Genomic DNA, 14,973 nt, shown 5'->3' with positions numbered 1-14,973 from the left:
GCAAGTTTTTACATTTCAATCAAATAGAATTCAATTGGAGGAGCCTGCCATGTGCGGGCTCCTTTTGTCTTTTTTTCCCTCTCATTCATTGTGCGGGTCCGCCATGCACCCCTCCATCTTGATGTAAAGGAGGATAGACACGTCGATTTTGAAGTCCCGGTAAAAAAATGTAGAGATCTGGATACGCTATACGGCATGCCGATCTTTTTCATTCATCCAGGCCCGGGCTGCAGACTTTAATGACTCACACATATACAGGATGGGGAGGCACGCTATGGAACAGCAAGCAATACTGGCTATTGGTATTTTTCTCATTGTTTACGCATTTATTATCGCGGAAAAAATTCACCGGACGATCGTGGCAATGATCGGCGGTGCGCTCATGGTCATATTCGGCATCGTGAGCCAGGAGTCCGCGATTCATCATATCGATTTCAACACGCTCGGCCTGCTCGTCGGCATGATGATCATCGTCAATATTACAGCTGAGACGGGATTATTCAAATTCATTGCCGTATGGGCCGCGAAAAAGGCCAAGGGCCGGCCTGTCGCCATCATGGTGGCGCTGATTCTGATTACCGCGATCGGATCGGCGTTTCTCGACAACGTGACCACCGTTCTGCTTATGGTTCCCGTCACGCTCAGCATTACCCGGCAGCTGCGGGTTAACCCGACGCCATTTCTGATCACCCAGATCATGGCGTCCAACGTCGGCGGCACCGCCACCCTGATCGGTGACCCGCCAAACATTATGATCGGCAGCGCGGTGAAGGAGCTGACTTTTGTCGCCTTTATCAATAATTTGGCGCCCATTGCGGTGATCATTCTCGCCGTATTTATTCCGCTATTTATTCTCATGTTCCGCAAGCAGATCAAGACGACGCCGGAGCTGATGCAGAGCATTATGGATCTGGATGAAAAAGAGCTGCTCACCGACCGCAAGCTCCTGATCAAATGCCTGACGGTGATGGGTCTGACGATCATCGGCTTCTTCCTTCACCAGCTGGTTCACCTTGAGTCGGCTACCGTCGCCCTCGCCGGTGCTTTCCTGCTGCTTCTGCTGACGGGCGAGCATATGCTGGAGGAGGCTTTTGCCAAGGTTGAATGGCCGACGATCTTTTTCTTCGTGGGATTGTTCGTGCTGGTGGCCGGCCTGATCGAAACAGGGGTCATCGCCACCCTGGCGGAAAAAGCTACCGATCTCACCGGCGGTGACGTCGCGGCAACGTCGATGCTCATCCTGTGGATGAGCGCAATCGCGTCCGCTTTTATCGACAACATTCCGTTTGTCGCGACCATGATCCCGATGATCCAGGACATGGGCAGCCTTGGCATCAGCAATTTGGAGCCGCTGTGGTGGAGCTTGGCCCTGGGCGCCTGCCTGGGAGGCAACGGCTCCCTGATCGGTGCGAGCGCCAACCTGATCGTGGCCGGCATGGCTGCCAAGGAAGGATATCCGATCAAGTTCGCCCAGTTTCTGAAGCTCGGTTTCCCGATGATGCTGCTGTCCATCGTTCTGGCCAGCGCATACGTGTATCTTCGGTATTTGATGTAGCGGCCGAAGGCAGTAGGGCGTTGGTGTTGCTGCAGATTGGGGGCAGCTGGTGGCACAGATGCTTCTAGGCAAGGACATGACAGCCCCTGGAAGCAGCGCAAATTGACACGTGCGAAGGAGGATCAACTTATGCTGGAGTATCGTTACGACCCGAGCATCATTCAGATTACGGAAAGCGTCAACGAGCAGGACGCGGAGTTCCGCATCCGGCTGCTGCAGGAAGAGCCTTATCTGGCTCGGCTCAAGCAGATCAGACGCTTTTTCGAGGACAATGATATCTACACGGACGCCTTGTTTTATGTCTATAAAAATCACGAGTACGGTGCGATCGTACGGAAGGAATACTACGTGGACTTCGTGCTGGCGCTGATGAAGCATCAGCTGCTGCAGAGTGTGGAGTGGAAGCCTTCACCTTAGAGCTTTTAGCGCTGGCGGTGCATTCGCTGTTGATCTATTCATTGGCTGCTGCAAAATAGATGTACTTCACATTTACTTCTATGTTGGAAATGTGGCAGCGCCTTTTATGCCAAGGTTAATACGTTAGTCAAATGAAAAGCCGCCCGGCCTGCTCCTTTCGAGCAGAGACCGGCGGCTTCTTTTCATGCGCTTATGATATTTCGTTCAACATAGCGCTCTTTTACAGCGTGTGATGCTAATCCGCCAACTCAATGATCGACTCGTATTTCCGCTTCGTATCGGTCAGCCGGGTATCGAGGCGTGAATACTCCCCCTCCAAGCGGCGGACAATCCGCTCAACCTCGGATATTTTCTCCTGCACCTCGTCCTGAGTATCCCGGATTCTCCCCTGCACGAGCCAGTCGGATATAAAGCCGTCGAAGAAATAATCGGAAAATTTCAGAAAGCTTCCGATCCCGATTTCGATATCCAGCGCCATCTGCACGTCTTTCAGCTCTTTGCCGAACCGGCGCAGGCTGAACTGCGCTGATTCAATGTGCTCCATCGCCTCGTCAATACGGCTGTGCTTCATATGTGTGGAGATCATGCCGCCGCCGAGCATGTCGTAGGTGCCCCAATTCCCGGCCGAGCCCAGACTGTCATCCGCCCGCTCCAGATCCTCCAATACGGCCTCGCCCGCACGCACCGCTTCTTTCAATTCCTTGAGCTGGACCGACAGGTCGGCCTGCTCTTCGGCGAGTCCCGCCAGTTCGGCGTTGTTCTGTAAAATCACTTTTTCTTTCTCGTCCAGAATCTTCTCATATTCAAACTCCGCGTAACGAACCTCCTGGAACTTCCGCTCCAGCTCCTGCAGTTCGTTTTGGATATCAACCACGCTGCGTGCAGCCATATCGTATTTCGCCTTGACCTCCAGCACTTCCAGCTGCTCCCGCTCCAGCTTCTCCTCTTTCCGGCCGATCATGCTGTAAAACAAACCGGAGAGCGAAGTCCCTGTCAGACGCTCCACGTCCTTCTCCTCATCGGCAAGCCTGAGCTTCCAGCGCTCGGCTTCGTCCTGCTGTTCTCTCAGTTCCCGCGACAGTTCCTGTATCCGGCTTTCATACTTCGTTTTGTTCCGGATGTCCTCTTTCAGCTTGGTCAACTGACGGTTGGCTTCTTCAAACATCACGTTCCCTCCGTTTCCAGTCTTGCGATCAGTTGTTATATGTAATAAACGTCATAGCGCGCCGCGAAGTTTCATGGAATGTTCAGCATGCAGCAAAAGCCTTACGTGACCAAGCTCTGCCAAAGTGGATTTTATCCGCAAAAATCGCTATGATTAAACCAGATTGCACAAAGGAGTGAACCTCAATTTCATGAAACTGAAGACATTTACGCTTCCGCTCGTGCTCGTGCTGACAGCGGCGCTTGCGCTTGGCGGATGCGGCAAGAAAAACAGCGACGAGGACGCATCGAAGGACACATCCGGAGGACAAGCTACAGAGCAGACGACGGACCAGACTGCCGGCAATTCGTCATCGTCCGGCACGACAGGATCGGATTCCTCCACGGACAGCTCGACCTCGGCTTCCGGTCAGCAGCAGAAGAGCTGGACAAGCCCGCCTGCCATGCAGATCGACCAGAACAAAAAGTACGAGGCAGAAGTCAAAACGTCCAAAGGCACGTTTACGATCGAGCTGTTCGCCAAGGACGCGCCGAAGACGGTCAACAACTTCGTGTTCCTGTCCAAGGAAGGCTTTTACAATGGGGTCATTTTCCACCGGATCATCGAAACGTTCATGGTACAGACCGGTGACCCGACCGGAACAGGCTCCGGCGGACCGGGATACTCTTTTGAGGATGAGAAAACGAATTATAAATACGAGCCGGGCATCGTCGCCATGGCAAACGCCGGACCGGATACGAACGGCAGCCAGTTCTTTATTTGTACCGGTGCGGACAGCGATTATCTGAACCAACAGCCGAACTACACCATTTTCGGTAAAGTCACAAAGGGTATGGATGTCGTGATGAAGATCGCCAAAACCCCGGTCACCGTCGGACCTAGCGGCGAGGAAAGCACCCCGACCGAAAAAGTTACGATCGACGGCGTCACGATTACTGAAAAATAAACCTGTGCGAAGCCGTACGCTTGTACGGCGCAGCACATCATGATACAACAAAGAACCGTTCGCCCCTGTGGGTGGACGGTTCTTTGTTTGACCGCGCATAAATCTCCTGTCCAGGTCATGCTTCAGCAGGCTTGTTCATATTGTAAATTAAACAAGAACAAGCCCGACGGCTGTGGAGGTTAACCGGATTAAAACTCGGGAGAAACCAAAGCATCTCAGCCGCTGGCAGCAGGAGGCCTGTGTGAACGCAATGATTCTGGGAAGCCTCGCGACTTCCCTATGTACGGCGGCGGGAGCCCTTCCCGCCCTGCTGTTTTCGAATATCAGCCACCGGGGCAGAGACAGCCTGCTCGCTTTCACGGCAGGTATCATGGTCGCCGCCTCGACGTACGGGCTGATTCCGTCCTCCCTCAAGCTGTCGAACCTATGGGTGCTGACGATCGGCATCCTCCTTGGTACGATGACCTTGACCCTGATGGAGCTGCTCATCCCACACACGGACCCGGCCCATGATATCAAGCGGAGCGACAGCACGCAGACGGGATCCTGGATGTTTCTGTCGGCCATGGCGCTGCACAATTTACCCGAAGGGCTGTCGGTTGGTGTCAGCTACGGCAGTCCCAACCAGGAGCTGGGGACGATCGTGGCGCTGAGCATCGGCCTGCAAAACATCCCCGAAGGCTTTCTGACCGCACTCTACCTCGTTACGCACGGCATGCGAAGGCGGTACGCCTTTCTTCTCGCCGCGCTTACGGGCGGGCTGGAGTTTCTCTCCTGCTGGGCCGGGCTGAAATTTACCGCTTCCTTCGCCGGTATCGTCCCGTACGGATTGGCTTTTGCCGCCGGCGCCATGCTGTTCGTCGTATACAAAGAGCTCATTCCGGAGAGCCACGGGGACGGCAACGAGCGGGCTTCGACCTTTTCTTTTATTTTCGGCCTGCTCTCCATGATTGCCATGACGCATTTGCTGGGTTAAGCGTCATGGCTTTCGCATTTTCCAAACCGCCCAGGCACTGATTCCATACATGAAGGCACTGGCATAAAATAAGGCGTCGATCGTCAGCCAGTCGATCAGGTAACCGCCGAGAATGACAGCGAAGCCGGATGCGGCTGAGGTCCAGAAATGATAGGAACCAATCACAGGCCCCCGCTCCCCTTGGACTGTATGATCGGCAAGCAGCAGGCGTTCGCTCATCTTTTGCATCGCGCTGCAGCACCCCATTACCAGTTGGAGAAACAGTACCCACGCATAAGATTCGACCCAGGGGAATGCCAGCATCGCCAGCATCATGCCAAGGGAGCTGATGAGCAGCACCCGGTGTCCGCTATGGTCGATCCTTGGAGCTAACCATTGGGAGAACGCCGCGGAGCTGATCGTAAACACCGCAAAAGCCAGGCCGTATTTGGCATAGCTGTTGCCCAGATTTTTCAGAAACAAGAGATAATAAGGATAAATCATGCCGGAAGCAAGCGTCACCATGCTTTGGGAACGGATCAGCCACCTCATGTTCATGGCCTACTCCCCTTTGTATTGTTCATAAAAATAGTTCATAAAAAGGTGCTGTGGATCATACTCATCCTTTTTCCGAAAAAAATCGTCGTACTCCGGATAGGCCCGTCTAAACTGCTCGACCGTAGGGTATGCCGCATAAGGCAGATAATAGGTTCCCCCCTCATACTCCACTTCATCGATCAGATCCCGAATTCCTTCCCTTACTTGCGCCTGCCCTTGCTCCGATAACGGTACGTGAAACAGGCATACAAGGGCAAACATATCTTTTTGGGCATAGGAGAGAACGGCTTCGCGATCTTCCTGGACATAACGGACGGTAATATTCAGCAAATTAAGCTTGTGATCGCGCACGATATCTTTCATCCCGTGAACGAAATCCGCAAACTGATTCACCGGAATAAAATACTCCTGCAGCAGATCATTCGCACCGGGCTGGCCGTATTCCATAAATTCGCTCTCGGAGCGCATGGCATTGTTTCGGCTGATCGCCTTATTTTGCTGCTTGGTAAAATACAGCTTCTGCAAAGACCAGAATGCGTTCTTTCCCCAATCGCTGCTCCGGTTCAGACTGAACATCATTTTGCTAGGAATGACGCCCTGCTCGCGGGTCCGGAGCTTATTGTAATCTTCCAGCGGAAGCGCAGGATCTGCCGTATAATTGATCGCATACATGTCCGTCATGAAGCGGTCCGGGGCAACTGAAATTCTAGCAATATGCATTGTCACATCGGGATCGCCAAGTACATTCTCCTGAAAATACCGGCTGTAATCCTCAACCTTTATCGCCTCATTCTCCATCCGGTAAACTTCATCTTCCGTCAAATTCAGCGTCACATCCAGGATAATGCCGAACAGGCCGTACCCGCCGAGCGCCAGCCGAAATAATTCCGGGTTCTCTTCTCTGCTGACACTGCGGATTTGACCGTCTGCGGTCAGCAGCCGAAACGAATCCACGCTGCCGATCAGGGAACCGCTTCGGATGTCGCGTCCATGCGCATTTACGCTAATGGAGCCGCCAACGGTAAATATATTTTGCGACTGCATCGTCTTCACGGACAAATGGTACGGATTAACGGCTTTCTGAACCTGCTCCCATGTGGCCCCGGCCTGTACACGGATTTGCCGCTGATCCGGATCGACCGACAGGACCCGGTTGTAATCGGTCATATCGATGACAATCCCGTCCTTGTAATAGGTATGCCCTCCCTGACTGTGACGCTGGCCCGCAATGGATACGGTAAGGTGCTTCTCCTTTGCCTCCTGAAGCAGCCGGACCAGCTGCTCCTCCTCCTTGCCTTTGACCACCCTGTCAACCTTAACGGGATGAAGCCGGCTGTAGTCGGTAATGAGATAAGGGTTCTGGTCCGGCGTATCGGTGCGGATATATTCATACACGCAAAGAATGACCAACAGCAGCAGCACCGCTCCCCTCTTCGCCATCGCCTACCACACGGGGCGCAGTGGGTGCTGTAGATCCTCTTCGTTGACGTTTTCGATAATGTGCTTCAAATCCTGCTGCAGCGTCTTCATATGGTCGCTTCCGATCATCCGGGCCCAGCGCTGCTCAATCTCTTTGTAGATGTTCTCTTTCGTCCGTACCAGCGACCAGCCGCGTTCGGTCAGGACAACCATCTTGCCCCGGCCGTCGGAAGGGTGGGGCTTGCGTGCGACATAGCCGCACTCTTCCAGGTAGTCGAGCATTTGGCTGACCGCCTGCTTCGATATGCCCAGGTGCGCTACGAGCGTCTTGGCTGTCGCCCCATCCGGCATCAAGCCTTGGAACAAAAAGCTGTGCGCCGGCCGCACATCGCCGAACCCCGCCTCCTTCAGGCGGTTATGGAGCTCCTGGTTCATCGCGCTGAAGGAGAGCGATAACAGGGAAGCCAAATCTTGATTATATGGGAACGTTTTGGACATGGTTGTACAACTCCTTGCTGTCTTAAAGGAATAAATTGGTCAGTTAGATTGACTTCAAAGCATTCCCATTATACCGTTCCCGAGATGCGTGAATCAAATTCCGGGAAGTGGCACCGCTTCCATCATGAAATGGGCTTTGGGCGCAACTTCCACTGGCCCGGAAACGTCTGGTAGGTAACGCCGGTTTTTTCCACTTTTTAGTGCAAAGGTTGCTGATTCCACCGATAAGGGGGCTAACCATCCATGCCAAAGACCAAAACGCTGCCGCTGCTGCTCGCCCTGCTCCTGCTGGCATTATCAGCATGCTCGAAGCAGGAAGAAGGCGGCCGGGACCAACGCAGCAATCCGACTCCTCCGATCTCGCTAACGGCCCGGAAGCAGGAGGCAGGCAAAATCGATCCTGCCCTCATCTCCGCCCACAACCGCCTGGGACTGCAGCTCCACCGCGAACTGGCCGGGCAGGCCGAAGCCGGAGACAATGTCCTTCTCTCCCCCTACAGCATCTGGACGGCCCTGTCCATCGCATACAACGGCAGCGCCGGCACGACGGCACGCGAAATGGCCTCCGTATTGGGGCTGAAGGACATGCCGCTTAACGAAATGAACGAGGGGAACGCCATTTTGTCCAGGCTGCTGGAAGGGGAAGATTCCGGCGTCCGGCTGAACATCGCCAATGCGATCTGGCATCAGCAGGGCGTTCCGTTCAAGGACTCTTTTATCCAGGCAGGAAAGGAGAGCTACGGGGCCGAGGTTCAGGAGGTCGATTTCGCTTCCGACAAGTCCGTGCAGACGATCAACCGCTGGATCAGCAAGGAAACCGAGGGCAAAATCGAGAAAATGCTGGGGCAGCCGCTGTCGCCAACGACCATTGCAGTGCTAGCCAACGCGATTTATTTCAACGGATCATGGACCGATCCGTTTAATCCGGAATACACAAAAGACGAACCGTTTACGCTGGCTGACGGCGGCGTCCGGACGCTGCCGATGATGCATACCGCCAACATGCTGCCGTACAAGGAGACACCCGATTGGCAGGCCGTCCGCCTTCCTTACGGAGACGGCCGCATGGATATGCTGGTCATCCTCCCCGCCGCCAGCTCTTCGCTGGACCAATTGGAGCAGCAGCTATGGGCAGACCCCGCTCCGTGGCAGCAGCCCTTTGACGAGGCATCCGTGCAGCTTGGGCTGCCCCGGTTCAAGGCCGAGTACGGAAGCGACTTGAATGATCCGCTCATCCGGCTCGGCATGAAGCAGGCCTTCCAGCCGGATGCTGCCGACTTTTCCCATATGGCCGACATTCGCCCCCTCTTCCTGTCCAAGGTTCTGCACCGGATGGTGCTCGACGTAAACGAAAAGGGAACCGAGGCTGCTGCGGCAACGGTCATCAGCGAAGAATCCGGCTCTATGCCGGTAAAAATTCACGAAATGACGGTGAACCGGCCGTTCTTCCTAGCTATTGAGGACACACAGACCCATGCCTGGCTGTTTATCGGCTCGGTGAACGATCCCGAATGACCGGCTCGCGCACCAGACAAAAAAGCCAACCCCTTCCAGAATCAGCTGGGGTTGGCTTTTAAACATGGGCAGTTGGTTCACCTCATGAAAAATTAACGGGATCAACAACATGAGGCAATTGGCGTTTCCGGAGCGACTTTGAACCCGGCTAAGACTCTGCAGGTTAAGACAACGCCTGCAGCGTGACGCCTTCGGGCAGCACTGCCAGCACTTGCTCCCGTACGGGCGTGCTGCCGGCAAGCTCTTCGCCCAGGATGGCGACGACGCCCCGGTCCTCGCGGGAGCGGATCAGCCGGCCGATGCCCTGGCGTAGCCGAAGCAGCATATACGGCATGTCCACCTCTTCGAATGGCGCTGCCGATTCTTTGCGCTTGGCCGTAAACACCGGATCATGCGGCGGGAACGGCAGCGACCAGACGATCACGTTCGAGAGCGCCGGTCCGGGCACGTCCAGTCCCTCCCACAGGCTGACCGCGCATAACACGCTGGTCTCCTCGCGCTGGAAGGCGGAGATCAGATGGCTGATCTCCTGGTCCCCTTCGAAGTAAAACGGAACGTCAGGCACCTCAACCGTGCCTGCGGCAAGCTCCTTCTTAAACCGCCGCAGCTCCTCCCTGCCGTTAAACAGGATCAGTGCCCGGCCCCCGGATTCGCGGAGAAGGCGGGCGGCGGCTTCCAGCTTTCCGTTAAAATCGGCCGTCGACCTGGAATCCGCCGGGGTCAGCACCTTCATCTGATCCGTGTAATCGTACGGGGACGGTACGGAGAAGGAGAGAAAGCTCTCAATGCCAAGGCTGTCCGCCACGTAATCGAACGAGCCCTGAACCGACAAGGTAGCTGAGGAGAACACGATCGGCATCTTCGCGCCGAATACCTCCTCCTGCAGCACCTCCTTGACCGTTCTCGGCATGATCGACAGCGTCAGCCCGTCCGGTCCGTCGACGGCCCAGCAGATCAGCGCCTCGGAGCGCTCGAACAGATGGAGCGCCTTCTGCATCATTTCCAGGTGCTCCTCCACGATCCGGAGCTCGTACTCGTTCAGCGTGTACAGCTCACTCTCAAACACGAGCTCCTCCTCGATCGAGGTGAGGAGCGAACGGAACCGGTGCACCTCGGTGAGCAGCGCGCCGTCCAGCACGATTTCCTTCCGGTCGGAGCCGGCCACGCTGCGGCTCTGCCGGCCGAATGCCGCGAACATCGCTTCGCTCTGCACGATCGCCTCGTCGATCAGCACCGCCAGCGATTCGCGGATCTCGCCCTGAAGCAGCCTCGTGATGAGTTCCTCAAACACGACATGCTTCATTTTGTAGCTGAGGGCCTTCATGGCGGCCGATTCGAGCAGATGCCCTTCGTCGAAGACGACGGCGCAGTGCTCCGGCAGCAGGGGCAGCTGCCCCTCCCGCTTCCGGCCCTCGTAAGTCCATACATGCTCCATGTAATAATCATGCGAGCAGATGATCAGGTCCGCCGCCTGGCGGTAGTGATCCCGCGACAGCGTCTGGCCGCAGCGGTGGCGGCGGTCGCAGGTGAAGCAGTCCTGGAACGGATCCCAGTTAATCCGGCTCCATTCCTCATCGGTTAACTCCGGGTATCCCTTCCGGTCCCCGTAAGCATGAAAGGACTGCATCGGCGCGGTAGAATACACGAAATCCGGCAGGCCGGCGGCCAAGTCGTCCCAGCGCACCCCTTCTTCGTCCCGCAGCCGGACATCGTCCAGCTTGCGCAGGCAGAGGTACTGGTCAGGCGACTTGCCCAGCCGGGCATCGATATGAAGCCCCAGGTGGCGGGCCAATTTCGCAATATCGCCCTCCGGCTTCACCAGCTGCTCGATGAGCGACTCGTCGGCGCAGGCGATAACCGCAGGTCTGCGGGTATACCGCGCGTAGCATACGGAATAGAGCAAGTACACCAGCGTCTTGCCCGTTCCGACCCCTGCCTCGGCAAATATCGTTTTCTTCTCGGCAAAAGCCTTCTCCAGCTGAAAAGCCATATAAATCTGCTCGTCGCGGATTTCAAAGCCCGCTTCCGGCAGCACATCATAAAACACATCGGCGACCCATTCGCCTGCTTGCTGGACGAAAGGCCGCTTTGGATCATACGTAAAAGGATACCGCTCCACGTCTTTTGGTTCCCTCCAAGCTACTCATAAATGCAGCCGCCTCCACTTTCGGGAAGGCGAACAACCCATTATCACATGCTCCCTCCCGAATTACAATGGGGCGGTCAAAAAATTAAAGCCGCCCCCTTCGGACCCATACATCCGGGGGACGGCCCATTTCTTTGATTTAGGCAAGCAAAGTCGTTCCACGCCTTATGACGTACGTCATCTGCAGCAAAACTTGATTTTTTATAGCGGCTCTCGAGCGGCTCTCGCCATCACGGCTCCCGGGAGTCCCCCGCTGCAACCGCCGGCGGGGGTTCGGGCTCGTAAAGCCCCGAGCGCACCCGAAACCAGCGGTACAAATGGGATACGACGACCTTCAGCACGGCATATCCCGGCACCGCAAGCAGAATGCCGACGATGCCAAACAAGTTGCCGCTCGTCAAAATGACGAAAATAATCGTGATCGGATGAATTTTCAGCGTCTTGCCCATAATTTGCGGGGAAATGAACTTCCCTTCGATGAGCTGGACGACGGTCCAGACGATCACCATCTTGAGCAGCATGATCGGCGAGGTGACGACCGCAACGATGAGTGCCGGCGTAATGGCGATCGCCGGTCCCAGATACGGGACGACGCTGGTGCATGCAGCGATGATCGCCAGAATCAGCGAATACTTCAAGCCGATAATGATATACCCGGCAAACAGCAGCACCCCGATACAGCAGCTGACGATGATCTGCCCGCGGATATAAGAGCTGATCTGATGGTTCATTTCTTTCATGACCCGCGAGGTTTCCCCGCGCAGCCGCGTCGGCACAAAGTGTAAAATGTAACCCGGCAGCCGTTTGCCGTCCTTCAGCAGGTAGAACAGAATGAACGGCAGTGTCACGATGGCCAGAACCACTTCAATCAGACCGCCCACGAATCCGCCAAGCCCCGTCCAGGTGCGGTTCAGAAATTCCGAGCCTTTCTCCGAGACGGTTTTCATCAGCTCCTGCGGATCGAACGACACGGTCTCCTGCAGATCGCTGACCAGATTGCTTCCCATCAGTTCTTCGACCTTGATGCGGGCAATCTCGGCGTAGCCCGGGAAATTGTTCACCAAATCCATGATCTGCTCCCGGATGACCGGGATGACCAGCGTCACGAGCGCGGCAAGCATGCCGATAATGAAGACGTACAGCAGCAGAATGGTGTGCAGGCGCTTCACCTTCCGCTTTTCCATAAAATCCACAATCGGATTGAGCAAATAATACGCAATTCCGGCGAGAATGAGCGGCAGCACGACGGTTTTGACCAGGACGATCACCGGCTCGAATACGAATGAAATCTTGGTGAGAACCAGAATGTTCAGTCCCAGGAGCAACAGCACCAGCATAAACAATACAAATCTGTTATTTAGTAAAAACCGCTTAAAACGGCTTGCCCAATTCACCGGATTGTCCATATTTATTCCTCACTCATCTTGATCTTCTTGATTTCGATGCGGCAGTAGCGGTTATGATCCCGCTCCAGCAGAGTGAAGGCCGTTCCATCGTACACGAACGTCTCGCCTTCCGCCATTTCGCTGATCTGGCTGTACAGCCAGCCGCCGATCGTATCCCATTCCTTTGTATCCAGATCCATAAAGAAATAATCATTGATCATTGAAATTGATACTTTGCCGTCCACAATCAGATGCTGCTCGCCGATCTCCTGAACGTCCTCGACTTCGTCCTTATCGAACTCGTCGCGAATTTCGCCGACGATCTCTTCAATAATGTCCTCGATCGTGACAAGACCGGAAGTTCCGCCGTATTCATCGATCAGAATCGCCATATGCGTCGCTTCCTTCTGCATCCGCTGCAGCAGCACATTGACAGGCGTCACTTCGGATACCGCCATCACCGGATGGATCAGGTTCGCCACATCCAGCTCTTCGTTTTCTTCATAAGCCAGGAAAAATTGCTTCGTATTAATGATGCCGATAACATTATCCTTGCTTCCGTCGATAAGCGGAAATCTGGAGTACTGCTGTTCTTTAATAATTTTCATATTTTCAGACCGCGACTTGTCTTTGTCCAAACAGATCATGTCCGTACGCGGTACCATAATTTCCTTAGCCAGCATGTTGTCGAACGCAAAAATCCGGCTGACATAACCGAATTCGTTATCGTTGATTTTTCCACTCTCATGGCTCTCGCTCAGAATAATCTGAAGCTCCTCCTCGGAGTGGGCCTCCTCATGCTCGGAAGCGGGCTTTACGCCAAACAATCGGACCAGCTGGTTCGCCGATCCATTCAGCAGCCAAATGAACGGGTACATGATTTTGTTAAACCAGATAATGGGTGTCGCCGTCAGCAGGGCAACGGTCTCCGCTTTGCGGATGGCCACTGTTTTCGGCGCCAATTCGCCAATAACGACGTGCAGGTACGTAATGACCGTAAAGGCAATCAGCAGAGACAGAAAATGGCCTAACGCTTCAGGCATATGCCATTTCTCAAACACCGGGGTAAGAATCTTCTCTACGGTCGGCTCCCCGAGGAAACCAAGACAGAGTGATGTAATCGTAATCCCGAGCTGGCACGCGGACAAATATCCGTCCAGATTGTCGATAACCTTCTTCACAGCCTTTGCGCCCTTGCGCCCTTCGGCGATCAGCTGATCGACCCGGCTTCCCCGCACACGGATCACGGCAAACTCCACCGCAACGAAAAAGGCCGACAAACCGATCAGTAATGCAACCAAAACCAAATTTAACACATACCTGTCACTTTCCACTTCTACATCTTCTCCTTATAAAGTAGTCTCGATGATTCCATCCGGCATTCTGCAGGAAGCTTCACCTTCTGCCGCTAAGGCAGCAAACGGGGCAGAACTATGCCCTCCCATTCATTTACCATGTGGCGGCCCGCTGAAACAGGTTCATCGCAAAATGCTGGATAACTAGGTAATACGCAGAAACCCGGGTTCAGGTTTCAAGCGACTCCTAAAAAACAAAAGGCTCCAACCATCACGGCGCTCCCCGTGTACCGAAGCCATTCCCGCCCTGTAAACGGACACCCCTACGGCGTGCACGAAGCGATTCATCCATATCCCTTATTGGACAGGCCTTTGTCAGCGGCCCGTTGTTAAGTATTCCGTCCCCGATGCTTGACCGCAGCGTAGAAACCCGAAGCTCCGTTGAACGGGAAGGCTTACCGGGAATAGGCCGATATCAGCTTGCTTGCAATCAACGTGCAAGGCCGGCTGGCTTTACTTACTGTTCGTTGGCATGCTTCTTGATTTTGGTGACCAAATTGTCCACGAGCTGCTGCATAATCTGCTGGGCCATCGGGTCCGTCAGCGCACCGGACTCGTCAAATTTGGTATGCGATTGCGGGAGCAGAAATTCCGGCCGGTTCACCGAATCCATATTGAGCGCAAACAAAAGCGAGCGTATGCCAACCTGGGCTCTGCCCGTACCACCCATGCCCGGCGTGGCGCCCATAAGCGCTACCGGTTTCTGGGCCAGCGGCGTTTGAAGGGCCGGTCTTGAAGCCCAATCCAGCGCATTCTTCAACGCGCCTGACAGCTGCCCGTTATATTCCGGCGAGCTGATCAAAAAGCCATTCCCCGAATGCAGCAGCTCGGCAAACTGCTTCACCGCTTCCGGCAGTTCACTTTCCAAATCTTGATTGTATAAAGGAAGTACTGAAATATCGGCAAGCGTGAAGCGAAAATCCTCCGGCAGAAGCGCTGCAGCGTTATGAAGCAGCTGTGTATTGTGGGAATGCTTGCGGAGACTTCCGGAAATCCCCACGATATGAAAACGTTCAGACATGATCGATTTCTCCTTTTTATCGTAAGTATAGAAGTAAG

13 protein-coding genes are annotated in these 14,973 nt (G+C 54.7%); 5 read left to right on the top strand and 8 right to left on the bottom strand.

Annotated features, from left to right (window positions below):
• The first annotated feature begins 214 nt into the window (after positions 1–214).
• Both ABID47_RS20930 and ABID47_RS20925 read left to right on the top strand, forming a co-directional pair.
• The gene (locus tag ABID47_RS20930) at positions 215–1,555 is read left to right on the top strand and encodes an ArsB/NhaD family transporter (RefSeq protein WP_354499728.1); all 1,341 of its coding nucleotides are present in this window, start codon (positions 215–217) and stop codon (positions 1,553–1,555) included.
• Between the two features lie 129 nt (positions 1,556–1,684).
• Positions 1,685–1,972 carry a hypothetical protein gene (locus ABID47_RS20925; RefSeq protein ID WP_076175948.1) on the top strand — a complete coding sequence of 96 codons (288 nt, stop codon included), beginning with the start codon at positions 1,685–1,687 and terminating at the stop codon, positions 1,970–1,972.
• A gap of 235 nt (positions 1,973–2,207) precedes the next feature.
• Here the strand turns inward: ABID47_RS20925 and ABID47_RS20920 are convergent, their stop codons facing one another.
• Entirely contained in the window at positions 2,208–3,137 is a 930-nt protein-coding gene (locus ABID47_RS20920; protein WP_354499562.1) for a hypothetical protein, read from the bottom strand.
• Positions 3,138–3,327: 190 nt separating this feature from the next.
• Here ABID47_RS20920 and ABID47_RS20915 point away from each other — a divergent pair, with 190 nt between their 5' ends.
• Positions 3,328–4,083, top strand: coding sequence for a peptidylprolyl isomerase (locus ABID47_RS20915; protein WP_354499560.1), 756 nt, complete (start codon positions 3,328–3,330; stop codon positions 4,081–4,083).
• Between the two features lie 241 nt (positions 4,084–4,324).
• A complete protein-coding gene (locus ABID47_RS20910; RefSeq protein ID WP_145138193.1) occupies positions 4,325–5,059 on the top strand; it encodes a ZIP family metal transporter in 735 nt (244 codons plus the stop codon).
• A 3-nt stretch (positions 5,060–5,062) separates the two neighbouring features.
• Here ABID47_RS20910 and ABID47_RS20905 read toward each other — a convergent pair whose 3' ends face one another.
• Genes ABID47_RS20905 through ABID47_RS20895 form a run of 3 tightly spaced genes read right to left on the bottom strand, consistent with a single transcriptional unit; the run spans position 5,063 to position 7,513 of the window.
• The gene (locus tag ABID47_RS20905) at positions 5,063–5,596 is read right to left on the bottom strand and encodes an MFS transporter (RefSeq protein ID WP_116234282.1); all 534 of its coding nucleotides are present in this window, start codon (positions 5,594–5,596) and stop codon (positions 5,063–5,065) included.
• 3 nt (positions 5,597–5,599) lie between these two features.
• The gene (locus tag ABID47_RS20900) at positions 5,600–7,036 is read right to left on the bottom strand and encodes an FAD-binding oxidoreductase (protein ID WP_354499558.1); all 1,437 of its coding nucleotides are present in this window, start codon (positions 7,034–7,036) and stop codon (positions 5,600–5,602) included.
• A gap of 3 nt (positions 7,037–7,039) precedes the next feature.
• Positions 7,040–7,513 (bottom strand): MarR family winged helix-turn-helix transcriptional regulator, encoded by a 474-nt coding sequence (locus ABID47_RS20895; RefSeq protein ID WP_076175964.1) that lies wholly within the window; start codon positions 7,511–7,513, stop codon positions 7,040–7,042.
• Between the two features lie 243 nt (positions 7,514–7,756).
• Here ABID47_RS20895 and ABID47_RS20890 point away from each other — a divergent pair, with 243 nt between their 5' ends.
• A complete protein-coding gene (locus ABID47_RS20890; RefSeq protein ID WP_354499555.1) occupies positions 7,757–9,028 on the top strand; it encodes a serpin family protein in 1,272 nt (423 codons plus the stop codon).
• A gap of 163 nt (positions 9,029–9,191) precedes the next feature.
• Here ABID47_RS20890 and ABID47_RS20885 read toward each other — a convergent pair whose 3' ends face one another.
• The 4 genes from ABID47_RS20885 to ABID47_RS20870 all read right to left on the bottom strand — a co-directional run bounded on the left by ABID47_RS20885 (position 9,192) and on the right by ABID47_RS20870 (position 14,935).
• Complete coding sequence (locus tag ABID47_RS20885) at positions 9,192–11,147, bottom strand: ATP-dependent DNA helicase (protein WP_354499553.1); 1,956 nt, start codon at positions 11,145–11,147, stop codon at positions 9,192–9,194.
• Between the two features lie 257 nt (positions 11,148–11,404).
• Positions 11,405–12,580 (bottom strand): AI-2E family transporter, encoded by a 1,176-nt coding sequence (locus tag ABID47_RS20880; protein ID WP_354499551.1) that lies wholly within the window; start codon positions 12,578–12,580, stop codon positions 11,405–11,407.
• A 2-nt stretch (positions 12,581–12,582) separates the two neighbouring features.
• Complete coding sequence (locus ABID47_RS20875; protein WP_354499549.1) at positions 12,583–13,893, bottom strand: hemolysin family protein; 1,311 nt, start codon at positions 13,891–13,893, stop codon at positions 12,583–12,585.
• Positions 13,894–14,371: 478 nt separating this feature from the next.
• Positions 14,372–14,935 (bottom strand): NADPH-dependent FMN reductase, encoded by a 564-nt coding sequence (locus tag ABID47_RS20870; RefSeq protein WP_145950330.1) that lies wholly within the window; start codon positions 14,933–14,935, stop codon positions 14,372–14,374.
• Positions 14,936–14,973: the final 38 nt, after the last annotated feature.

This window comes from Paenibacillus favisporus (assembly GCF_040545415.1).
GTDB lineage: Bacteria > Bacillota > Bacilli > Paenibacillales > Paenibacillaceae > Paenibacillus_AQ > Paenibacillus_AQ favisporus.
The sequence above is the reverse complement of the archived record's forward strand: the minus strand, read 5'-3'. Positions and strand labels throughout refer to the sequence as shown.

Excerpts from the sequence above, each read along its gene's own strand:
- ABID47_RS20925 (WP_076175948.1), top strand. The coding sequence starts at position 1,685 with ATGCTGGAGTATCGTTACGACCCGAGCATCATTCAGATTACGGAAAGC.
- ABID47_RS20920 (WP_354499562.1), bottom strand. The coding sequence starts at position 3,137 with ATGTTTGAAGAAGCCAACCGTCAGTTGACCAAGCTGAAAGAGGACATC.
- ABID47_RS20915 (WP_354499560.1), top strand. The coding sequence starts at position 3,328 with ATGAAACTGAAGACATTTACGCTTCCGCTCGTGCTCGTGCTGACAGCG.
- ABID47_RS20905 (WP_116234282.1), bottom strand. The coding sequence starts at position 5,596 with ATGAACATGAGGTGGCTGATCCGTTCCCAAAGCATGGTGACGCTTGCT.
- ABID47_RS20900 (WP_354499558.1), bottom strand. The coding sequence starts at position 7,036 with ATGGCGAAGAGGGGAGCGGTGCTGCTGCTGTTGGTCATTCTTTGCGTG.
- ABID47_RS20895 (WP_076175964.1), bottom strand. The coding sequence starts at position 7,513 with ATGTCCAAAACGTTCCCATATAATCAAGATTTGGCTTCCCTGTTATCG.
- ABID47_RS20890 (WP_354499555.1), top strand. The coding sequence starts at position 7,757 with ATGCCAAAGACCAAAACGCTGCCGCTGCTGCTCGCCCTGCTCCTGCTG.
- ABID47_RS20880 (WP_354499551.1), bottom strand. The coding sequence starts at position 12,580 with ATGGACAATCCGGTGAATTGGGCAAGCCGTTTTAAGCGGTTTTTACTA.
- ABID47_RS20870 (WP_145950330.1), bottom strand. The coding sequence starts at position 14,935 with ATGTCTGAACGTTTTCATATCGTGGGGATTTCCGGAAGTCTCCGCAAG.